General features: G+C 71.8%; 19 protein-coding genes. 8 read left to right on the top strand and 11 right to left on the bottom strand.

Annotation, left to right across the window (positions count from 1 at the left end; all coding sequences use genetic code 11):
* Positions 1-134 precede the first annotated feature (134 nt).
* The 6 genes from ACFHWE_RS22735 to acs form a co-directional block, all read right to left on the bottom strand.
* Entirely contained in the window at positions 135-617 is a 483-nt protein-coding gene (locus ACFHWE_RS22735; protein ID WP_416603908.1) for a SixA phosphatase family protein, read from the bottom strand.
* Between the two features lie 237 nt (positions 618-854).
* Positions 855-3,320: a sodium-translocating pyrophosphatase gene (locus ACFHWE_RS22730; RefSeq protein ID WP_416603907.1), complete on the bottom strand. Its 2,466-nt coding sequence runs from the start codon at positions 3,318-3,320 to the stop codon at positions 855-857.
* Positions 3,321-3,817: 497 nt separating this feature from the next.
* Positions 3,818-4,333: a DUF309 domain-containing protein gene (locus tag ACFHWE_RS22725; RefSeq protein WP_416603906.1), complete on the bottom strand. Its 516-nt coding sequence runs from the start codon at positions 4,331-4,333 to the stop codon at positions 3,818-3,820.
* On the bottom strand, positions 4,333-5,247 hold the full coding sequence (locus tag ACFHWE_RS22720; protein ID WP_416603905.1) for an alpha/beta fold hydrolase: 915 nt from the start codon (positions 5,245-5,247) through the stop codon (positions 4,333-4,335). The genes ACFHWE_RS22725 and ACFHWE_RS22720 overlap by 1 nt, the downstream gene beginning before the upstream one ends.
* A gap of 10 nt (positions 5,248-5,257) precedes the next feature.
* Entirely contained in the window at positions 5,258-5,731 is a 474-nt protein-coding gene (locus tag ACFHWE_RS22715) for a phage holin family protein (protein ID WP_416603904.1), read from the bottom strand.
* A 179-nt stretch (positions 5,732-5,910) separates the two neighbouring features.
* Positions 5,911-7,881 carry an acetate--CoA ligase gene (gene acs, locus ACFHWE_RS22710; RefSeq protein ID WP_416603903.1) on the bottom strand — a complete coding sequence of 657 codons (1,971 nt, stop codon included), beginning with the start codon at positions 7,879-7,881 and terminating at the stop codon, positions 5,911-5,913.
* Between the two features lie 227 nt (positions 7,882-8,108).
* Here acs and ACFHWE_RS22705 point away from each other — a divergent pair, with 227 nt between their 5' ends.
* The 5 genes from ACFHWE_RS22705 (at position 8,109) to ACFHWE_RS22685 (ending at position 13,487) form a co-directional block, all read left to right on the top strand.
* A complete protein-coding gene (locus ACFHWE_RS22705; RefSeq protein WP_416603902.1) occupies positions 8,109-8,921 on the top strand; it encodes an oxidoreductase in 813 nt (270 codons plus the stop codon).
* An 823-nt stretch (positions 8,922-9,744) separates the two neighbouring features.
* The gene (gene ssd / locus ACFHWE_RS22700) at positions 9,745-10,815 is read left to right on the top strand and encodes a septum site-determining protein Ssd (RefSeq protein WP_416603901.1); all 1,071 of its coding nucleotides are present in this window, start codon (positions 9,745-9,747) and stop codon (positions 10,813-10,815) included.
* On the top strand, positions 10,812-11,963 hold the full coding sequence (locus ACFHWE_RS22695; protein WP_416603900.1) for a TadA family conjugal transfer-associated ATPase: 1,152 nt from the start codon (positions 10,812-10,814) through the stop codon (positions 11,961-11,963). The genes ssd and ACFHWE_RS22695 overlap by 4 nt, the downstream gene beginning before the upstream one ends.
* Positions 11,960-12,763 carry a type II secretion system F family protein gene (locus tag ACFHWE_RS22690; protein ID WP_416603899.1) on the top strand — a complete coding sequence of 268 codons (804 nt, stop codon included), beginning with the start codon at positions 11,960-11,962 and terminating at the stop codon, positions 12,761-12,763. The genes ACFHWE_RS22695 and ACFHWE_RS22690 overlap by 4 nt, the downstream gene beginning before the upstream one ends.
* Positions 12,764-12,773: 10 nt before the next feature.
* Positions 12,774-13,487: a type II secretion system F family protein gene (locus ACFHWE_RS22685; RefSeq protein ID WP_416603898.1), complete on the top strand. Its 714-nt coding sequence runs from the start codon at positions 12,774-12,776 to the stop codon at positions 13,485-13,487.
* 234 nt (positions 13,488-13,721) lie between these two features.
* On the opposite strand, the gene ACFHWE_RS22680 is transcribed toward ACFHWE_RS22685, so the two are convergent.
* From ACFHWE_RS22680 to ACFHWE_RS22665, 4 genes are all read right to left on the bottom strand, one after another.
* Complete coding sequence (locus tag ACFHWE_RS22680; protein ID WP_416603897.1) at positions 13,722-14,171, bottom strand: hypothetical protein; 450 nt, start codon at positions 14,169-14,171, stop codon at positions 13,722-13,724.
* Between the two features lie 255 nt (positions 14,172-14,426).
* Positions 14,427-14,774, bottom strand: a complete 348-nt coding sequence (locus ACFHWE_RS22675) for an Rv3654c family TadE-like protein (RefSeq protein WP_416603896.1) — start codon at positions 14,772-14,774, stop codon at positions 14,427-14,429.
* A 3-nt stretch (positions 14,775-14,777) separates the two neighbouring features.
* Positions 14,778-15,119 carry a TadE family type IV pilus minor pilin gene (locus tag ACFHWE_RS22670; protein WP_416603895.1) on the bottom strand — a complete coding sequence of 114 codons (342 nt, stop codon included), beginning with the start codon at positions 15,117-15,119 and terminating at the stop codon, positions 14,778-14,780.
* Positions 15,112-15,306: a DUF4244 domain-containing protein gene (locus ACFHWE_RS22665; RefSeq protein ID WP_416603894.1), complete on the bottom strand. Its 195-nt coding sequence runs from the start codon at positions 15,304-15,306 to the stop codon at positions 15,112-15,114. Before ACFHWE_RS22665 ends, ACFHWE_RS22670 begins: the two co-directional genes overlap by 8 nt.
* A gap of 363 nt (positions 15,307-15,669) precedes the next feature.
* Here ACFHWE_RS22665 and ACFHWE_RS22660 point away from each other — a divergent pair, with 363 nt between their 5' ends.
* The 3 genes from ACFHWE_RS22660 (at position 15,670) to ACFHWE_RS22650 (ending at position 17,428) form a co-directional block, all read left to right on the top strand.
* A complete protein-coding gene (locus ACFHWE_RS22660; RefSeq protein ID WP_416603893.1) occupies positions 15,670-16,164 on the top strand; it encodes a hypothetical protein in 495 nt (164 codons plus the stop codon).
* 149 nt (positions 16,165-16,313) lie between these two features.
* On the top strand, positions 16,314-16,829 hold the full coding sequence (locus tag ACFHWE_RS22655; RefSeq protein ID WP_416603892.1) for a hypothetical protein: 516 nt from the start codon (positions 16,314-16,316) through the stop codon (positions 16,827-16,829).
* Between the two features lie 11 nt (positions 16,830-16,840).
* Positions 16,841-17,428 carry a hypothetical protein gene (locus ACFHWE_RS22650; protein ID WP_416603891.1) on the top strand — a complete coding sequence of 196 codons (588 nt, stop codon included), beginning with the start codon at positions 16,841-16,843 and terminating at the stop codon, positions 17,426-17,428.
* 91 nt (positions 17,429-17,519) lie between these two features.
* Here the strand turns inward: ACFHWE_RS22650 and ACFHWE_RS22645 are convergent.
* Positions 17,520-18,268: DUF4352 domain-containing protein (locus ACFHWE_RS22645; RefSeq protein WP_416603890.1), on the bottom strand; the 749-nt coding region annotated here is incomplete at its 5' end.

Below are 18,268 nucleotides of genomic sequence, written 5' to 3'. Positions count from 1 at the left end.
GCGAGGATCCGCCGCTCCGTGTTCCGGCCTGAGGCCGTACCCGGAAGCGACTTGGAAGACGCTACACCACCGCCGGGTGCCACGCAAACCGATCTCCGCGTGCCATGGATCACACTTCACTCCGGTCGGCGGGGTCAGTTCAACAACGTCCCCGCCCCGGTCCCCGGGGCCGTGTACAGCCATTCCACGTCCAGCTCGACCGCGGACACCGTTCCCGGCGGATATGACACCAGCACGTCCTCACCGACGAACGCGGCCGCGAGTCGCGCGATGGTCGGGTTGTGCCCGACCACCAGCAGCGTCCGCACCTGCGGGTCGACGTAGGTGATCATCTCCAGGAGGGCGTCCGTACCGGCCAGGTAGGCGGCCTCGGAGTAGTCCACCTCCAGCCGGCCCGCGGCCTCCCCCATCCCGCGCAGGACCCCGTCCAGGGTCTGCCGGGTGCGGAGCGCGGCCGAACAGAGGACGTGGTCGGGCACGTACCCCCGCTCCGCGAGCAGGCGCCCCACCTCCTCGGCGTGGCGCCGCCCCCGGTCGGCGAGCGCGCGGTCGATGTCCATGGCCCCGTGTCCCGGCTCCGCTTTCGCGTGCCGCATCAGCAACAGTGTCCGGCTCATCCCGCGAGCACCGTCGCGATCACCGCGAAGGCCCCCACGGACACCACCATCGCGCCCACGATGACCGCCAGTCCCTTCAACCCCGTCACAGCAGTACTTCCCTTCACCTTCGACACCCTTGATCCCAGGTTATGCCCGGGTTCACACAGCGGCGTGGCCGCCCGGAAGACCCGGACGGCCACGGCGGGAGCGGGTTCGATTCGGAAGGGGACGGCGGAAGACCGGCCCCTCGCCCCCTCAGCCCTTGCCCTCTCCGGCGCGGGCCTCCTCCCTGCGGTCCGGATCGATGTCGGCGATGTCCGCGCCGTGCTCGCCGTCACCGTCCTCTACGGGGCCGTCCGCGGCGGGCTCGGCGCCCCCGCCCCCCGCTTCAGGGGCTCCCTTGGGAGCGGCCTCGCCGTCGGCCTCGGCCAGGTCGGTCTCGGTGCCGGAGCCGCGGTTCTTCGACCACAGGACCGCGGCGACCAGCACGCCCACCGCGACCACCGTGATACCCACCCGCAGCGCGACGTTGTCCGCGTAGATCACGACCGCCGGGGCCACGAGCAGGGCGACGAGGTTCATCACCTTGAGCAGCGGGTTGATGGCCGGACCGGCCGTGTCCTTGAACGGGTCGCCGACGGTGTCGCCGATGACCGTGGCCTCGTGTGCCTCCGACCCCTTGCCGCCGTGGTGTCCGTCCTCGACAAGCTTCTTCGCGTTGTCCCACGCACCGCCGGAGTTGGCGAGGAAGACCGCCATGAGGACACCGGCCGCGATGGCCCCGCCCAGGAACGCCCCGAGCGGCGCGTATCCGAGCGCGAACCCGACGGCGATCGGCGCGAAGACCGCGAGCAGGCCGGGCGTGACCAGCTCCCGCAGCGAGTCCTTCGTGCAGATGTCGACCACCCGTGCGTACTCCGGCTTCTCCGTTCCGTCCATGATCCCGGGCCTGGTGCGGAACTGGTCGCGCACCTCTAGGACCACGCGTCCGGCGGCCCTGCCGACGGCCATGATCGCCAGCCCCGAGAAGAAGAACACGACGCTCGCGCCGATGATCACGCCGACGAGCACGTCCGGGCTGTCCAGGGACAGGGAGAACACCGCCCCGCCCGCGAGGTCGAGCTGTTCCTGCACCGACGTGCGGAAGGCACCGAACAACGCGGTGGCGGCCAGCACCGCAGTCGCGATGGCGATGCCCTTGGTGATGGCCTTGGTGGTGTTGCCGACCGCGTCCAGGCCGGTGAGGACCTCGGCGCCCCGGCCCTCGACGTCGCCGGACATCTCGGCGATACCCTGGGCGTTGTCGGCGACCGGGCCAAAGGTGTCCATCGCGACGATGATGCCGACGGTGGTCAGGAGCCCGGTGCCGGCGAGCGCGACGGCGAACAGGCTCAGCGTGATGGAGCCGCCGCCGAGCAGGAACGCGGCGTAGACGGCCCCGGCGATGAGCAGGGCCGAGTAGACGGCGGACTCCAGGCCCACGGAGATACCCGACAGGATGACGGTCGCCGCGCCCGTCTCGGAGCTCTCCCCGATCTCCCGCACCGGGCGCCGGTCGGTCTCGGTGAAGTAGCCGGTGAGCAACTGGATCGCGGCGGCCAGCACCAGACCGATGAGGACCGCGGAGATGGCGATGAGCCTCGGGTCGGGCGAGGTCCCCGCCTCGGCGATCTCGTCGAGGACGCCTTGGCCGACCCCGGACAGCTCCTCGAAGCTGCCGGGCAGGTAGAGGAACGCGGCGGCGACGACGAGGAGCGCGGAGATGGCGGCGGAGGCGAAGAAGCCGCGGTTGATCGCCGACATCGCCGTCTTGTCGCGTGCGCGGGGGGCGACGATGAAGATGCCGATGATCGCCGTAATCACACCGATCATGGGCACCAGCAGCGGGAACACCAGGCCCTCGGTGCCGAACGCCACCCGGCCGAGGATGAGCGAGGCGACCAGGACGACGGCGTAGGACTCGAAGAGGTCGGCCGCCATGCCCGCGCAGTCGCCCACGTTGTCCCCGACGTTGTCGGCGATGGTCGCCGCGTTACGCGGGTCGTCCTCCGGGATGCCCTGCTCGACCTTGCCCACGAGGTCGGCGCCGACGTCGGCGGCCTTCGTGAAGATCCCGCCGCCGACCCGCATGAACATCGCCAGGAGCGCGGCGCCGAACCCGAACCCCTCCAGCACGATGGGGGCGTCCCCCCGGTAGAGGAGGACCACGGCGGCGGCGCCGAACAGGCCGAGCCCGACAGTGATCATGCCCGCCACGCCGCCGGTGCGGAACGCGATCCGCATCGCGGTCCGGCCGGCGTCGGCGTCCCCGGTTCGGGCGGCCGCGGCGACACGGACGTTGCCCCGCACTGCCAGCCACATGCCGATGAACCCGGTGGCCGCCGACAGCAAGGCGCCGAAGGCGAAGAAGAGCGACCGCCCTACAGCGATCCCCCACGACTCCGCGGGCAGCAGGAGCAGGAGCAAGGGGATGACGACGACGAAGACCGCGAGGGTGCGGAACTGCCGTTTGAGGTAGGCGGCCGCCCCCTCCTGAACCGCGACCGCGATAGTGCGCATTCGCTCGGTGCCCTGTCCGGCGGCGAGAACCTCACGCACCAGCATCCCCGCGACGGCGAGGGCCAGAAGCGCCACCACCATGACGGTGACGACGAGTGTGAAGTCGACGCTTTCCAGAACCAGGGCCGTGCCGCCTTCGGCGGCTATGTTGAGCCCAGACAATCCGTCCTCCTTGCGACGGGCGCGACCTTTCCGTCCCCGTTCACCGGGTCCACCTCATGGGCCCTTCCCGCCGCGAGTCCGTGGACGTACCGCCGCCCGGAAGGGCTCTGAGCTGTCCCTATGCCATGTGTCGGAGTCGAATCGGTGCCATCCTGATGTGCGGTGCACACCGCCCGCACCACGCGGACACGGGCGGTGGTCCGGGGATTCTACGCAGAAAGACGAATAAAAATGAGGGGGCCTTCGGATTTTTCCCAGGGGAATCCGAAGATGTGACCACACGGTGACCGGAAAAAGGGATGAAAAGAACAAAAAGCCACATTGGCGACATCTGATATTCATTACCCAGGGGATCACTTGGCATAATTTCGCCATCGAAGCTCGCACGATATGCGATACGACTATCTAAGGCAGAAACTTCTCATAAGCTAATAATGTACGCATTTCATGTGATCCCCGGCCCCGGACCGCCCACGGACGCCTGAGGCCCCACCGGGTCACGCCCCGAGCAGCCGCATCCCCGAGGGGTCGATCCCGTCGCCGGAACGGGCCCGGCCCGCGTCCAGGTCGTCCGCCAGCGCCCTGGCGAAGGCTGCGATCCCGTCCACATCGACACCGTGCGGGGCCCGAGGGCCGAACGAGGCCACGCGGTCAGCCCCCCTCCTCAGCAGGCGCGCGGCGCCGACCGCGTTCCCGCGCTGGGCGTGGGTGAGGCCGACGGCGGTCTGGGCGAGCCCCCGCCACAGTTCCCTCTCCGGCCCCGAGACGGACTTCCACACGGCTTCGAGCACCTCATGCGCGGTGAACGCGTACCCCCCGTCGAGCAGGCGCTGGGCCTCCGCCAGGCCCTCGTCCACGGTGAACTCGGCATCGTCGGGCACCCGCTCGACCTCGCCCCGGCTGCCGTGCGGCAGCGGACGCCCATAGCGGTCCCGCGGCCGCTGGTTCTGCGCCCGCCCCTCGTCGTCGCGGTCCCTGCCGCCGTCCGCGCCCGTTCCGGATGCCGTTCCCATCACTTCCCCACCGTCGTCCTCTCCAGGTCCCCGAGCCACTCCAGAAGCGCCCGGGAGACCTCCTCCGGCCGCTCCTCGTGCGGGAAGTGGCCCGCACCGGGGATCCGCTCCCAACGGTAGGGCCCCGCGACCAGGGACCGCGAGGCGCGTGCGGTCTCCCAGGGGCACACCGGGTCCTCAGCGCCGTGGACCTGGAGGACCGGCACACGCACCGGTCCACGCATTCGCGCGTTGTACCGTGCACCGTCCGGGCGGAACCGGGAACGGAAGATCCAGCGGTGGTACTCCAGCGAGCAGTGGGAGACCTTGGGGATCGAGAAGGCCAGCCGGTACCGCTCCTCGGTGGGCCGGTCCGGCCAGCCGGGGCCGCTCCACTCGCGCAGCAGTTCACCCACACGCACGCACCCGTCCTGGAGCAGCCGGTGCTCGGGAAGGATCGGGACCTGGGAGCGGAGCAGGTGGCGCAGCCCCGGACCCATCCGCGCCGCGATCCGCGCCGACCTGCGGGGGTGCGGGGCCGCGACCGCGGCCAGGGCCCGGACGTGGTCCGGATGGTAGGCGGTCATGGTCCAGCCGACGACACCGCCCACACCGTGGCCGACGACCACGGCCTCCGCACCGCCCAGGGCACGGACCAGGCCGGCCGCGTCCTGGGCGAGCGTGACGAGGTCGTATCCGCGCGGAGTCTTGTCGCTGGCCCCGTAGCCGCGGAGGTCGACCGCGGCCGTCCGGTACCCGGCTCCGGCGAGCGCGGTCAACTGGTGGCGCCACGCCCACCAGAACTGGGGGAACCCGTGCAGGAAGAGCACGAGCGGCCCCTCACCGAGTTCGGCGACGTGGAACCGCGCCCCCGCCGCCGAGACCGTCCGGTGCCGCCACGGGCCGTCGACGATCGCGACCGAGTCGTCCAACACCTCGGAGACGCTACTTCGTGGCGGGAACGGACTCGGCGGTCGTGGCCACTTCCCCCTTGGGGGGCCTGATCTCGCCGCGCAGGATGGCGACGAGGCGGGAGGAGGTCTCGGCGGTGCGTGCCAGCCCCTCGCGCCGACGGAGGTTGACGACCGCCACGAGCACGAAGATCGCGGCGATGAGCAGGTAGACGAGCGTGACGATACCGAAGGACATCCAGGCGGCCAGACCGAGCGCCACCAAGCCGAGGGCGGCGGTGACCGAGAGCAGGATCACGAAGATGTGCAGGAGCACCGCGGCCACGGCGAACTCACCGAGGCTCTTGCCGATCTTCGTGGCGTCGGCCTTGGCTTCGAGCTTGGCGAGTTTGATCTCCAGGCGCACCAGCCGGGAGAGGTTGTCTGTGGCGTCGGAGACCAGCGCACCGATGGAACGGTCGGTGTCGCTGGAGGCGCCAGGTTCGCCGCCACCCGGCATGTCCACCATCGGGGGGTCCCTTCTCTCGGTCCGAACACGCGAACATCCCCCGCATCCTCGCACACGATCGGTCGGAGATGCCCGCCACGGCACGCACAACGACGCGCCCGGGCCCTGTCACGGGGGTGGGCCGGGGCGGCGGGTGCACGTGTCCCCGCGGAGGGCGCGGACACCCGCCGCCGACGGGGTCAGTCCTTCTTCTCGGTGGCCGGAAGCTGCTTGGCGATCACGTCCATGATCGACGCGTCGGTGAGCGTGGAGGTGTCGCCCACGGCCCGGTTCTCGGCGATGTCGCGCAGCAGGCGCCGCATGATCTTGCCAGACCGGGTCTTGGGCAGTTCCGGGACGGCCAGGAGGCGAGCCGGCTTGGCGATGGGGCCGAGGTTGCCGCCGACGTGGTCGCGCAGTTCCTTGACGAGGTCCTCGGGCACCGACTCCGCCCCGCCCCGGAGGATGACGAACCCGACGATGGCCTGGCCGGTCACCTTGTCGGTGGCACCGACGACCGCCGCCTCCGCCACCTTGGGGTGGGACACGAGGGCGGACTCGACCTCCGTGGTGGAGATGTTGTGGCCGGAGACGAGCATGACGTCATCCACGCGGCCGAGCAGCCACAGGTCCCCGTCCTCGTCCTTCTTCGCACCGTCACCGGGGAAGTAGAGCCCCGGGAAGCGCGACCAGTAGGTGTCCTTGTAGCGCTCGGTGTCACCCCAGATACCGCGGAGCATGGACGGCCACGGCTCGCGGACGACGATGAAGCCCCCGCCGCCGTCGGGCACGGAGTCGCCCTTCTCGTCCACGACGTCGGCGTCGATACCGGGGAGGGGACGCATGGCCGCACCCGGCTTGCCCGAGGCCACGCCAGGCAGGGGGCTGACCATGATCGCCCCGGTCTCGGTCTGCCACCAGGTGTCGACGACCGGGGTGCGGCCGCCGCCGATGTGCTCGCGGTACCAGACGTAGGCCTCGGGGTTGATCGGCTCGCCGACGGAGCCGATGACGCGCAGGCTGGACAGGTCGAACCCCGCCGGGATGTCGTCGCCCCACTTCATGAAGGTGCGGATCGCCGTGGGCGCCATGTAGGCGATGGTGACCTTGTACTTCTCGATGATCTCCCAGAAGCGGCCCCTGTGGGGGGTGTCCGGGGTGCCCTCGTACATGACGCTGGTGGCCGCGTTGGAGAGCGGTCCGTAGACGAGGTAGGAGTGGCCGGTCACCCAGCCGATGTCGGCGGCGCACCAGAAGACGTCGGTGTCGGCCTTGAGGTCGAACACCGCCCAGTGCGTGTAGGAGACCTGGGTGAGGTAGCCGCCCGTGGTGTGCAGGATGCCCTTGGGCTTGGCCGTGGTCCCGCTGGTGTACATGATGTACAGCGGGTCCTCGGCGCCGTGCGCCTCGGGCGTGTGCTCGGTGCTCGCCCGCTCCACGCTCTCGTGCCACCACACGTCGCGGTCGGTCCACTCCACGTCCTGGCCCGTGCGGCGGACGACGAGGACGTTCTCGACGGAGGGACGGTCGGCGACCGCGGCGTCGACCGTGGGCTTGAGGGCGCTCGGCTTGCCGCGCCGGTAGCCGCCGTCCGCCGTGACGACGAGCTTGGCCCCGCTGTCGTCGAGCCGCTGGCCCAGGGCGTCCACGGAGAAGCCGCCGAAGACGACCATGTGGACCGCGCCGAGGCGGGCGCAGGCGAGCATCGCCACGACGGTCTCGGGGATCATCGGCATGTAGATGGCGACCCGGTCGCCCTTGCCGACGCCGAGCCCGGTCATGGCGTTGGCCGCCTGGCAGACCATGTCCTTCAGGTCGGCGTAGGTGATGGTGCGGGTGTCCCCGGGCTCGCCCTCCCAGTGGTAGGCAACCCGGTCGCCCAGCCCGGCCGCCACGTGCCGGTCCACACAGTTCACCGAAGCGTTGATCGTTGCGCCGTCGAACCACTTCGCGAAGGGCGGGTCCCAGTCCAGGACGGTGTCCCAGGGGCGCTCCCACTGGAGCCTGCGCGCCTGCTCCTCCCAGAACCCCAGACGGTCCTCGGCGGCGGCCGCGTAGGCGTCGGCCTTCACGTTCGCCTCGGCCGCGAGCTCGGCGGGCGGGGGGAAGGTACGTGTCTCGTGGAGAAGGTTGGACAGTGTCTCCTGGCTCTGCGGAGTGCTGTCGGCCACTGTGACTCTCCTAACGTCGGCGATTGACACCCAAATTAACCATGTGGTCTGTACCACTGGAATAGCTGAGCAGAAATCCGGCGGCGGGGATCGCGGGACACGCGACGAACGGTCGGCGAACGGTCGGCGAGCCGCGACGAACGGTGGCTCCGAAAGCAGCCGTGCTCTCCGGCCACGCGGGCATCGGTGTGGGCCGGAGGCGTTACCGGCGCGTAGTGTGGGTGGCCGTGAGTGAATCGACTTCTGCCTCCCTGTCCGACCCGCTGAAGCGGATCGCCGAGCTTCCCGGCGTGAGCGAGGCGGTGGAGGAGACACGGACCATCGTCGACCGGCTGCTGGGGCACCGCATCCTGCGCCGCCGCAGCAGCGACGTGTCCATGGAGTCCTCCCTGCGCGGCGCGTGCGCCTCCGCGGCCCTGGAGGGCGCCGAGGTCTCGATGGAGGAGATCCGCGCCGGGCACGTGTACGACACCCGGATCAAGGGGGCGCTGCGCACCTCGGGCGAGCTCGGCAATCTGGTGGAGACCTGGCCCAAGGCGCCCCGGCAGGCACTGGCGCGCCTGCACACACTCGCCGCCGCCGACGCCGTCTCCGAGGAGGCCCTGGGCCGCCCCCGGCTGGAGGGCGAACGCGTCGAGGACCCGCTCGGCCTGGGGCCGGCACCCGGACCGGAGGTCGCCCGGGCCCGCCTGGAGGGGCTGTACGGGCTTCTGGGCGCGCGCTCGTCCGTGCCCGCCCTCGTGACGTCGTCCCTGGTGCACGGGGACCTGATGGCGATCCGGCCGTTCGGCTGGGGGGACGGCCTGGTCGCGCGTGCGGCGGAGCGGCTGACCCTGGTCGAGCGGGGGCTGGACCCGAAGTCTCTGGTGCCGTCCGAGCTGGGGCACCAGACTCTGAAGGACGAGTACGTTCCGGCTCTGCGCGGGTACATGACCGGTACTCCCGAGGGCGTGGCGGGGTGGGTCGTCTACTGCTGTCGTGCCGTCCGGGCCGGGGCCCAGGACTCCCTCGCCACGTGTGAGGCGCTCAAACGCGGGTGACGGGGCCCCCGGAGGGGAAGCCCGGCGATTCGTGCATTCCGCTCCCTTTCCCACCTTTGGCGCCATAGGAACGGCTCGTGGCGCACTGTGGTCCACCATTGTGGAACGCCCTGAATTGAACGGTGCAAATGCACGCGCATACGGAACCGTACGCCACTCGACCCGAAGTTCCACCCCCGGCTCCGGACCACCCGACCGGGCGGGCATGCGTCCTTTTCCACTCCAGCCGGGCATCTCTCGCAAGACATCCGACCAGGACAGAGGGTGCGCGGGCGGACGCCGCACCCCCGGACCCCGCCCCGGGGACGCCCCGCCGCCTGTTTTCTTTCCACACCTGGTTTCATCCCACGAAAAGGCGATCGACCCAAATTTTTCACTCTGGTCGCCGAACCGATAACCACGGTCACGTGGTAGCGTTGTATCCGGCATCCAGCGGCGAGGAGCGCTCCCCCCACCGGGACAGAACTCCCCTCCCCCGGTGGTCACGCGCCCGATCGGCGCGCGGCCTCCTTTCGCGACCCGCCCCTTCCGATCCTTCAGCGGCCGCGAGGCATCGCCTCCGGCCCTCCCCGAGAGCGGACCCGGTCCCATCCCCCCGGGACCGGAGCCGGGTGGCGTCTCCTCTCTCCCCCTGTGGGAGCCGTCACCGTGTCCGCTCCGCGCGCCTGTCGGGCAGGGATGCGCATCCGCCCCCGTATGCGTATCCCTCCCGTCGGGTGGCGCGTTCCCGACGCGGTTGTCCACAGGTCCGTTCCCAGGGCTTTCGCGGCGGCCCCAATGCGGCGACAGTCGATGGTGACGCCTTCGACACCACGGAGCCGCGATGCCCCGCCCCTCCCCTCCCCTGATCGTCACCGACGACCCCGGCCTCCTCGACGACCTACTCCGCCTGGCCTCGGCGGCCTCCGTCGAGGTCGCCGTCGTCCGGTCCGCCGACCGGGCCCCGCACTCGTGGCGGCACGCGCCCCTGGTCGTGGTGGGCCTAGACCTGTTCCCCGGCCTGGCCCCGCCCGTCCCGCCGCAGACCGTGGTGGTGTCGCGGGCCGGCGCCCCCCTCTCACCCACCGGATCCGAAGCCCGGCCCCTCCTCCGGCTTCCGGGGGACGAGGCACGAGTGGTGGGCCTGCTCGCCGACGCCGCCGCCGCGCACCGCACGCCCGCCCCCGTGGTCTCGGTCATGGGCGGCCGGGGCGGTGCCGGGACCACCCTCACCGCGCTGGCACTGGCACTGGCCGGTGCGCGCGGGGGCCGTGACACCGCGCTGCTGGACTCCGACCCGCTCGGTTGCGGCCCCGACATCTACCTGGGGTGCGACGCCGTGGAACCGCGCGGCCCCCGGACCGGCTGGGACGACCTCCTCCGCAGCGACGGCCGCGTCCACTGGCCCGACCTGCGCGGCGGCCTTCCCGGTACCCGCGGCCTGTCCGTCCTCACCTGGAACCGGGCTCCGGCCGCCCGGTGCCGCGCCCCGCTGTCCGCAGACACCGCCCGCGCCGCCCTCGACTCGGCGGGGCACGGCACCGGTCTGGTCGTCGTCGACCTCCCACGCGCGTTCACCCCGGCCACCGGGGTCTTCCTCGACCGCTCCGACGCCGTGTTCGTCGTGGTCCCCGCCGACGTGCCCTCGGTCGTGGCCGCCGCGGGGATCGTGCCCCGGGTGAGGGAGGAGACCCCCAACGCGAGCGCCGTCGTGGTCGGCGCCCGCGGGGAACTGTCCGCCGACGTGGTCGCCCACACCCTGGGGCTCCCCCTGGGAGCCGACCTTCCGCCCGAGCCCGGCATCGCCCGCCTCCTCGCCGCCGGCCGTACCCCCGCCCGACAGCGCCGGTCCCCGCTCGCCCGCTTCGCGGACCGTGCCGTGTCCGGTCTCCGCCTCCCGGAAGCGGCCCGGTGAGCCCGCTGGTGGACGCGGTCCGCGACCGCCTCGCCGCCGCGGGCGGTCCAGTGAGCCCGGCCGGGGTCGCGGCGGCGCTGCGTGCCGAGGGCGGGGTGCTGGGCGACACCGAACTGCTGTCGCTGACCCGCAGGATCGCCGCCGACCTGTCCGGCGCCGGGCCGTTGGAGGCGCTCATGGCCCCTGGCGTGACCGACATCCTCGTCAACGGGCCGGACGAGGTCTGGGTGGACGGAGGCGACGGGCTGCGACGGGCGCAGGTCCGGTTCGAGTCCGAGGAGGACGTCCGACGGCTCGCGCAGCGGCTGGCCTCCCAGGCGGGCCGCAGGCTCGACGCCGCCGTACCCTACGTCGACGCCTGCCTCCCCGGAGGCGCGAGGTTCCACGCCGTGCTGCCGCCCGTCGCGCCCGACGGGGCGTGCGTGTCACTGCGTCTGCCGCCCAGCCGGGCGTTCGGGCTGGAGCGACTGACCGCGTGCGGAACGCTCACCGCGCGTGGGGCGGCCCTTCTTCGCGCCCTGGTGGCGGCCCGGGCTCCGTTCCTGGTGAGCGGGGGGACGGGCACCGGCAAGACCACGCTCCTGTCGTCGCTGCTCTCCCTCGCCGACCCCGGCGAGCGGCTGGTCTTGGCCGAGGACTCCCTGGAACTGCGGCCCGAGCACCCGCACGTGGTCCGTCTCCAGACCCGCCCGGCCAACATCGAGGGCCGCGGGGAGGTGCCGCTGGAGGCCCTGGTGCGCCAGGCCCTGCGCATGCGCCCGGACCGGCTGGTGGTGGGCGAGGTCCGGGGGCCGGAGGTGGTCACCCTCCTGGCGGCGTTGAACACGGGCCACGAGGGCGGGGCGAGCAGTCTGCACGCCAACAGCGCCCGGGACGTCCCCGCAAGGGTCGAGGCCCTGGGGTGCGCGGCGGGGCTCGGCCGTGACGCCGTGCACGGCCAACTGGCCGCCACCCGGGCGGTCGTCGTCCACCTGGTCCGGGAGGAGGGTCTGCGGCGTCTGGCCGAGGTCCGCGTCCTGCGCCGGGGCCCCGACGGGCTGGTGCGGGCGCTCCCCGCGGTGTCGTTCGGCCCGGAGGGCTCCCACCGGGAGTTCCCGCAGGCGGCGGAGCTGGCGCAGCGGCTGGGCGAGGGGTGGCGGAACGGATGAGCGCCGTCGTCCTGCTGTGCTGCGCGGCCGGGCTCGTCCTGCTCGCCCTGGTTCCCGGCCCGGCCCGGGAACTCCTGGCCCGGCTGGTCCCGCCCACGGGCACCGCCGCCCCGCAGGCCAGTCCTCGGGAGACCGTACCGCGGGGCGCGTCCCGGCGCGTGGCCGCGCGGTGGGTCCGGTCCCCGGTCCGGCGGGGCGGGGCCCGGCGCCGCCGCGCGGTGATCGTGCTCTGCCGGGTCCTGGTCGCGGAGCTGCGCGCGGGCCAGCCGCCGGGCGAGGCGCTGCGCCTGTCCGCGGCGGAGGCAGGGCCCGAGGTGGCCGGGGTCCGTGACGCCGAATCGATGCGCGCCCTCGCCGACCGCGACCCCGACCTGTGGCCGCTGGCGTACCTGGCGGCCTGCTGGGAGGTGTCGGCCGACACCGGGGCCGGGCCGGCGGATGTGGTGGAGGCCCTGGCCGGGGAGCTGACGGAGCACGAGGAACAGCGGTCGGAGGTCATGGCCAGGACCGCCGGACCGCGTACCACCGCAATCGTGCTGGGCGGGCTGCCGCTCGTGGGGGTCCTGATGTCGGCGGGGCTGGGCGGCTCTCCGCTGGTGTTCCTGTTCACCACACCTCTGGGTCTGGTCTGCCTGGCCTGCGGGGCGGCCCTGGACCTGCTCGGGGCCTGGTGGACGCTGCGCATGGTGCGCGGCGCGGTGGACGCGGCCGGGGTGCGCCCCCGTGGGAGGTTCCCGGCCGCCGGGCGCGCGGGTCCGACGGGTGCGGCCGAGGCCACGGGCGGCACGGAACCGGGGTGAGGGGGACGGGATGTTCGGAGCGGCCATGGTGGTCTTCGGTACCTCGGCGGTATGGGTGCTCATGGGCGGGCGCTCCTCGGCCCGTCGGCTCCGAGGGCCGCGCGCCGCAGCCCGACCCGGTCATGCGGGTAAGCGGGCGGGCCGTACCGGGCCGGTTCTGGCCGGTGCGTTGGGGACGGTCGCCGCCGCGGCCCTCGGGCCCGTGGGCGGCGCCGTGGTGGCGGGTGTCTGTGCCGCCGTGTGGGTCCGGGGCCGCCTCCGCCGTGCGCGCGAGGGCGTCCTGCCGTTGACGGCGGATCTTCCCGTCGCGGTGGGCCTGCTCGCCGCGGGTGTCCGTGCGGGAGCGACCGTCCCGTCGTGCCTGGCGGCGGTGGCCCGGTCGGTCGAAGCGCCGCTGGGAGGAGAGTTGGCGGTGGTCGCGGAGCAACTGCGGCTGGGCGCCGATCCGGCCGCAGCCTGGCGGCGGCCCGCCCTCCCGGAGCCGCTGACCGCCGTCGGCCGTGACCTGGCGCGGGCGGCGGACACCGGAGCCCCGGTCGCCGATCTGTTGGACCGGCACGCGGCCGACCTGCGGCGGGCCGCACGCGGGCGGGTCCTGGCGCGGATGGAGCGCCTGGGGGTGCTCGTCGTGGCCCCGCTGGGCCTGTGCTTCCTGCCCGCCTTCGTCCTCATCGGCATCGTCCCCCTGGCGGCCGGCCTGCTGTCCCACACGCTCGGCGGGTGAGCCCGTAGACCACCAGGACGGTTCTGTCCGCTTGCCGTACGGCGATGTGGGGCATTCACCTCACCCCCCGTCGGAACACCCGTCTGGGCCGCGTCGGTGGAGGAACCGTTCCCCGCGTCGGAGCAAGGGAGCGCCCACACGGCCCCGGGAGACGGGACATTCACGGTCCCAGCCATGCGGGCGCGGATGGCCTGCTGCCATCCGCGTACCGCCCGGAACCGGGTCGAATCAGCATCAGGCGCACTCCGGGGACTCGCTCTCGCAGAGGCCGTCAACGATGTCGTCGAGGACGCGCCCGCGGTCGGCCATCGGCATCAGCCGCAGTTCCCTGAGTACGGGGAAGGTCTCCACGCCCAGAGGGCTCGCCTTCTTGACCACGCACACCCGCATGCAGTGCTGGGTGGTGGGCTGCCAGAAGTCGCGTTCGTCCACGGGCGCCAGTGTGTAGAACACGGCCGGGTACCGCGGCGGCGTGCTCGACGCGGACCACTCGTCCAGGCGGGCCAGGACGAAGCCCACGATCAGGGAGTCGAACATCCCGTTCACCGAGAGGTCGGCCACCGCCTCCCGATCGCCCTCGGCCCGGCACTGCGCACAGCGGGCCAGCTCGGCCCGCAGCAGCCATCTTGCGCGCGCGTGTCCCACCTCGGAGTTCCTGAGCGTGCTCGGGTGTCGGTGTCCCATGTCTTCAGAGAGTAGAGCCGACGGGGCGGGTGGTGCCCGTGTTCACACCGGGACGCGGCCGGACCCGACGGTGGTCCGCCGCCGGGCCCCGGTGCGGGGCAGGCCGAACTCCCGGTCTTCGAGTGCCGGGACCGCCGGGCCGAACACGCACCCGCGACCGGAGCACACGTCTCACGACGTCCCGGGAGAAGTCCTGTGTCCCGGAAAGGCACTGCGGCCGGCCGTGGGCGGTGCGGCGGTCGACCCGCGCCCACGTCACGGGCCGGGGTAGGCGTGGACGGGCCCGGCGCGCGCCCGCGCCCTGACGGGGTGGCCGGGTACCTCGGAGGGCAGCGAGACCACCACCTCGACGGTGAGCCCCGTGACGGCGCAGGACACGAGTTCGGCTCCGTTGGCCTCGGCGGTGGCGCGCGCCCGGGCGCAGGCACCGCCGTGGACCGCGTCGGCGGCGGCCGTGAGGGCGGCCAGATCGGCGGCCGTGGCCGCCCGGTTCCGGTCGATCCTGGCGGAGGCGGTCAGGAACACGGCGGACGCGGCCAGCCAGAGCAGTGCGCACAGGGCCACCGCCCACACGGTTCCGGCGCCGGAGTCGCCGCCGCGCACCGGTCAGCCCCCCGGTTCCATCGGGACCGACGCCCCGGCGCTCACCGTCACTGGCAGTGCGGCGTCCGGGCCGATCCGGAGTTCGGCCTGGACGGTCACCCGTGCGGTCCCCGCCTCCTCGGACAGGTCGACGTCGGCGGTGGCGGGGGCGGCCGAGAGGGCGAGTGCGCGGGCCCGTTCGGGGGTCTCGCCCCGGGCGAGCGCGCGGGCGCCCACCCCGGCGGCGTCGGCGCAGGACAGCCGGGTGGCGGCGGCCGAGATCCCGCCGAGCATGAGGGCGAGGACGAGCAGCAGTGAGGGCAGCACCGCGGCGGTCTCCGCGGTGACCGAGCCGCGGTCAGACACCGGAGCCCAGTGCGTCCACGACGAGGTCGGTGAGCACCTGCTCCACGGTGTCGCCGGTGAGGATGGCGTACAGGACGCCGGCGAACGCGACGGCGGAAACAGTGCACAGGGCGTACTCAGCGGTGGTCATACCGTGGTCGTTCGCGGGGGCGAGGAAGCGGGCGAGGATACGTGCGGCAACGGGCATGGGACCTCCCTGACCGGGGCCGACGGGGCGGTCGGCCTTCCCCACCAGCTTCCGCCGTCCGGGCCCCGCGCGAAAGCCCCGTCCACCGACCTGTGGACAACCGGACCGAGGCGCCAGACGACCCCAAGGACTCGCTCCCTCCGCTCAGGCTCCGCTCCGAACCGATCCGCGACCTCGCCGAGCGAAGCCCTTTTCGGGCGAACCGGGCATCTGAAAATTTAAACCCCCTGCCCAATTTCGGACAATATTTCCATCGAGCCCCGATTGTTGGATGCCCATTGATACGATCGAAATCCCGCATAAATAAATATAATCCTAATTTCATGAGAAAAAGGTGAGAATGTGAAAAAATCGATGTCCTGGATGGCAGCGATATTCATCTCCGCTCTCGTACTGACCAGCACCCCCGGAACCGCAAGCGCGGCCAACGACGAAGCTTCCGAGATCGCAGCGCGATCACAGGCCGACTACCCCGCGGCCCATGAGGGCTTCGCGCAGGCGTTGGCCGCCGAGGACTGTGGTGTCCGAGTCGACTGGCCACATCCGTCTAGGACCACCAACAACCAGATCCACACCCGGGTCGAGTCCTTCTGCAACGGCAGCGTCCTCGTCAACAACACCATCACGGGCAAGAGCTACCGGTCGCGCTGGTACGGCTGGCAGCACGTGAAGACCGAGACCACCGGGCCGAAGAACACATGGCGGGTCCGTGTGACCGTGGACGTCGACTGTGGCTACGGCACCTGGCATAGGTGGCGCACCGAGGGCTATGGCAGCGGGCTCCTCAACGGACAGCCCGTGAGCGCCTCCGCCTACCAGCAGAACGACGACGAGATCATGTGCGGAGACAACAACTGACCGGAACACCAGCGCGCCCCGTGCGCCGCACGGCCATCACTGCCATGAGTGTGGTGATGGCCGTGTCGATCCCCGCTTCCATATCCTCGTGCGCCCCGCCGGATACCGCTTCCCCCGCACCCGCTTCCGGCGGGGTCACTGCCCCCTACATGCCTGACAGCCTGCTCCACGCCCCCGAGCAGCCACCCGGGCTGCGCGTCACCACCCCCGCGAACGACGTGGAACCGCACAGGATCGCCGTTGACTGGACGAGTCTTTCCGGACCCCTGGCGGTACCTCCGGAGAGGATCGAGTGGCCCGAAGCCCGTTTCCGCGACGCTCCACAACACATCGCATTAGAATTCGATACCGCGCAGATTCCGACACGTGTAGTGCTGTATCGATATCCTGGGGTCGACGATTTCGGAGTCCCAGACCAGTCATCCGGAACCGAAGAGGTATGCCATACGACGGTGCGCGAAGCACCCTGCTGGATCCAGGGCGAGGGCCATGAAGACGCCCGGGTCACCGTACCGACAGAAAACGGAATTCTGCGTCCGTACTGGGTGGTTCATGCGGCCTGGCGGGTGTTCCCTGAGAGGAGCTCCCCGGCTCCGGCAGAAGGCGAAGCGTCCTCGGTGGAGATCGCTTCCGCGTCATGGGTTCTGAGAATCGAACAAGAGTAGAGGAAGAGGACATGGCACCGGACATCACCATGTTCCTGTCATCGGCGTCGCGTCTGTCCGTGCGCTCGGCCGCCGCCGAGGTCTTCCGGTCCGGACCAGGCGGGGCCGAGCACGAGGCGTCGGTCTGTCGTCTTCACGCCGACGACTGGCTGCACTGGGACTACACCGTGCGCGACGAACGAGGGGAGACCCGCCATACCTGCGACGGGACGGTGATCAGCAGCACCGGCCCGGGACGCGGAGAGAGGCGCCACTCCCCGGTGCCCGCCTCTCCGACTCGCGATGATCCGTTGTACTTCTACTCCTGGATGGCGTTCGCGCAAGGCTGGTTCGTCGAGATGCTCCGCCCGCTCGATCTGCTCGCGCGCGTCCGGGTCACCTCGATAGGGGACCCGGACGACGAGGGACGGGCACGGATCACAGCGGAGCCGATGGGCAGCGAACCCTCGCCCTACGGCGGATTCGCCCTTCCTGACGGACGCGGTCTGGAACTCGGCCTCGACACCCGGCTCGGCTGCCTCACCGAGGCCAGAGTGACCCGCCGGGCCCCCACCACCGGCGAGGGAACGTTCTACCGGATCACGCATCTGGAACCGTGAGAGGGCGACCGGACAGCGGACGGGCCCCAGAAGCCGAACCGCTCCCGGGGCCCGTCCGCCGCCGACCGTCCGGGGACGGCGCCGGCCTCCTCTACCCGACCTCGGCGACCACCGGGTCGCCCTCGCCGAAGAGGTCGACCATCTCGACACTGGCGACGTCGACCTCGCCGACGACGGCGATCTGTCCCTCGACGCTCTGCCCCGGCTGAAGGGTGACGGCCTCGATGGCGTCGATGTCGGCGAACAGGGTCTCCCCCCACTCCGAGGTGACCGTGCCGTCCGCCAGGACCACGTTGAAGTTGATCGGGTTCACGTTGATCGGCTCGTCGGAGTTGTTGACGACCTCGATGTCGATCGCGGTGTACACGGTGTCGTCGATGATGTCGCCGACCGTGCCCGCGTGCGCGGCGGTCATGGTGACGCCGTTCTCCGCGGCGGGCTGGTCCGCCGGCTCTTCGGCGGGAGGCTGCTCCTCGGACGTGGCCGCGGAGGAGGGCACCGTGACCTGGGGAAGGTCGTTGAGGCTCTCCTCGGCGTTCTGCGCGATGCTGCCGATGACGAAGAAGAAGACGATGGCGGCGATGATGCTGAGCCCGAGGCAGCCGCCGCAGCCGATGGCGACCTTCGCGCCGGTGGACATGCCCTGCTTCGGCGGGGCCGGGGGGTACGGCATGCCGTAGGGGGGCTGCTGGGGGCCGGAGCCCTCAGGGCCGTAGGGCCCCTGAACGTAGGGGTCCTGCGGTCCGTGCGGCCCCTGAGGACCGTGTGGCCCCTGGGGCGGCTGCTGGGGGCCGGAGCCCTCAGGGCCGTAGGGCCCCTGAACGTAGGGGTCCTGCGGTC

Source organism: Nocardiopsis sp. LOL_012, from assembly GCF_048060475.1.
GTDB lineage: Bacteria > Actinomycetota > Actinomycetes > Streptosporangiales > Streptosporangiaceae > Nocardiopsis.
Note: the sequence above shows the minus strand (reverse complement) of the source record. Positions and strands in the feature narration are given on the sequence as shown.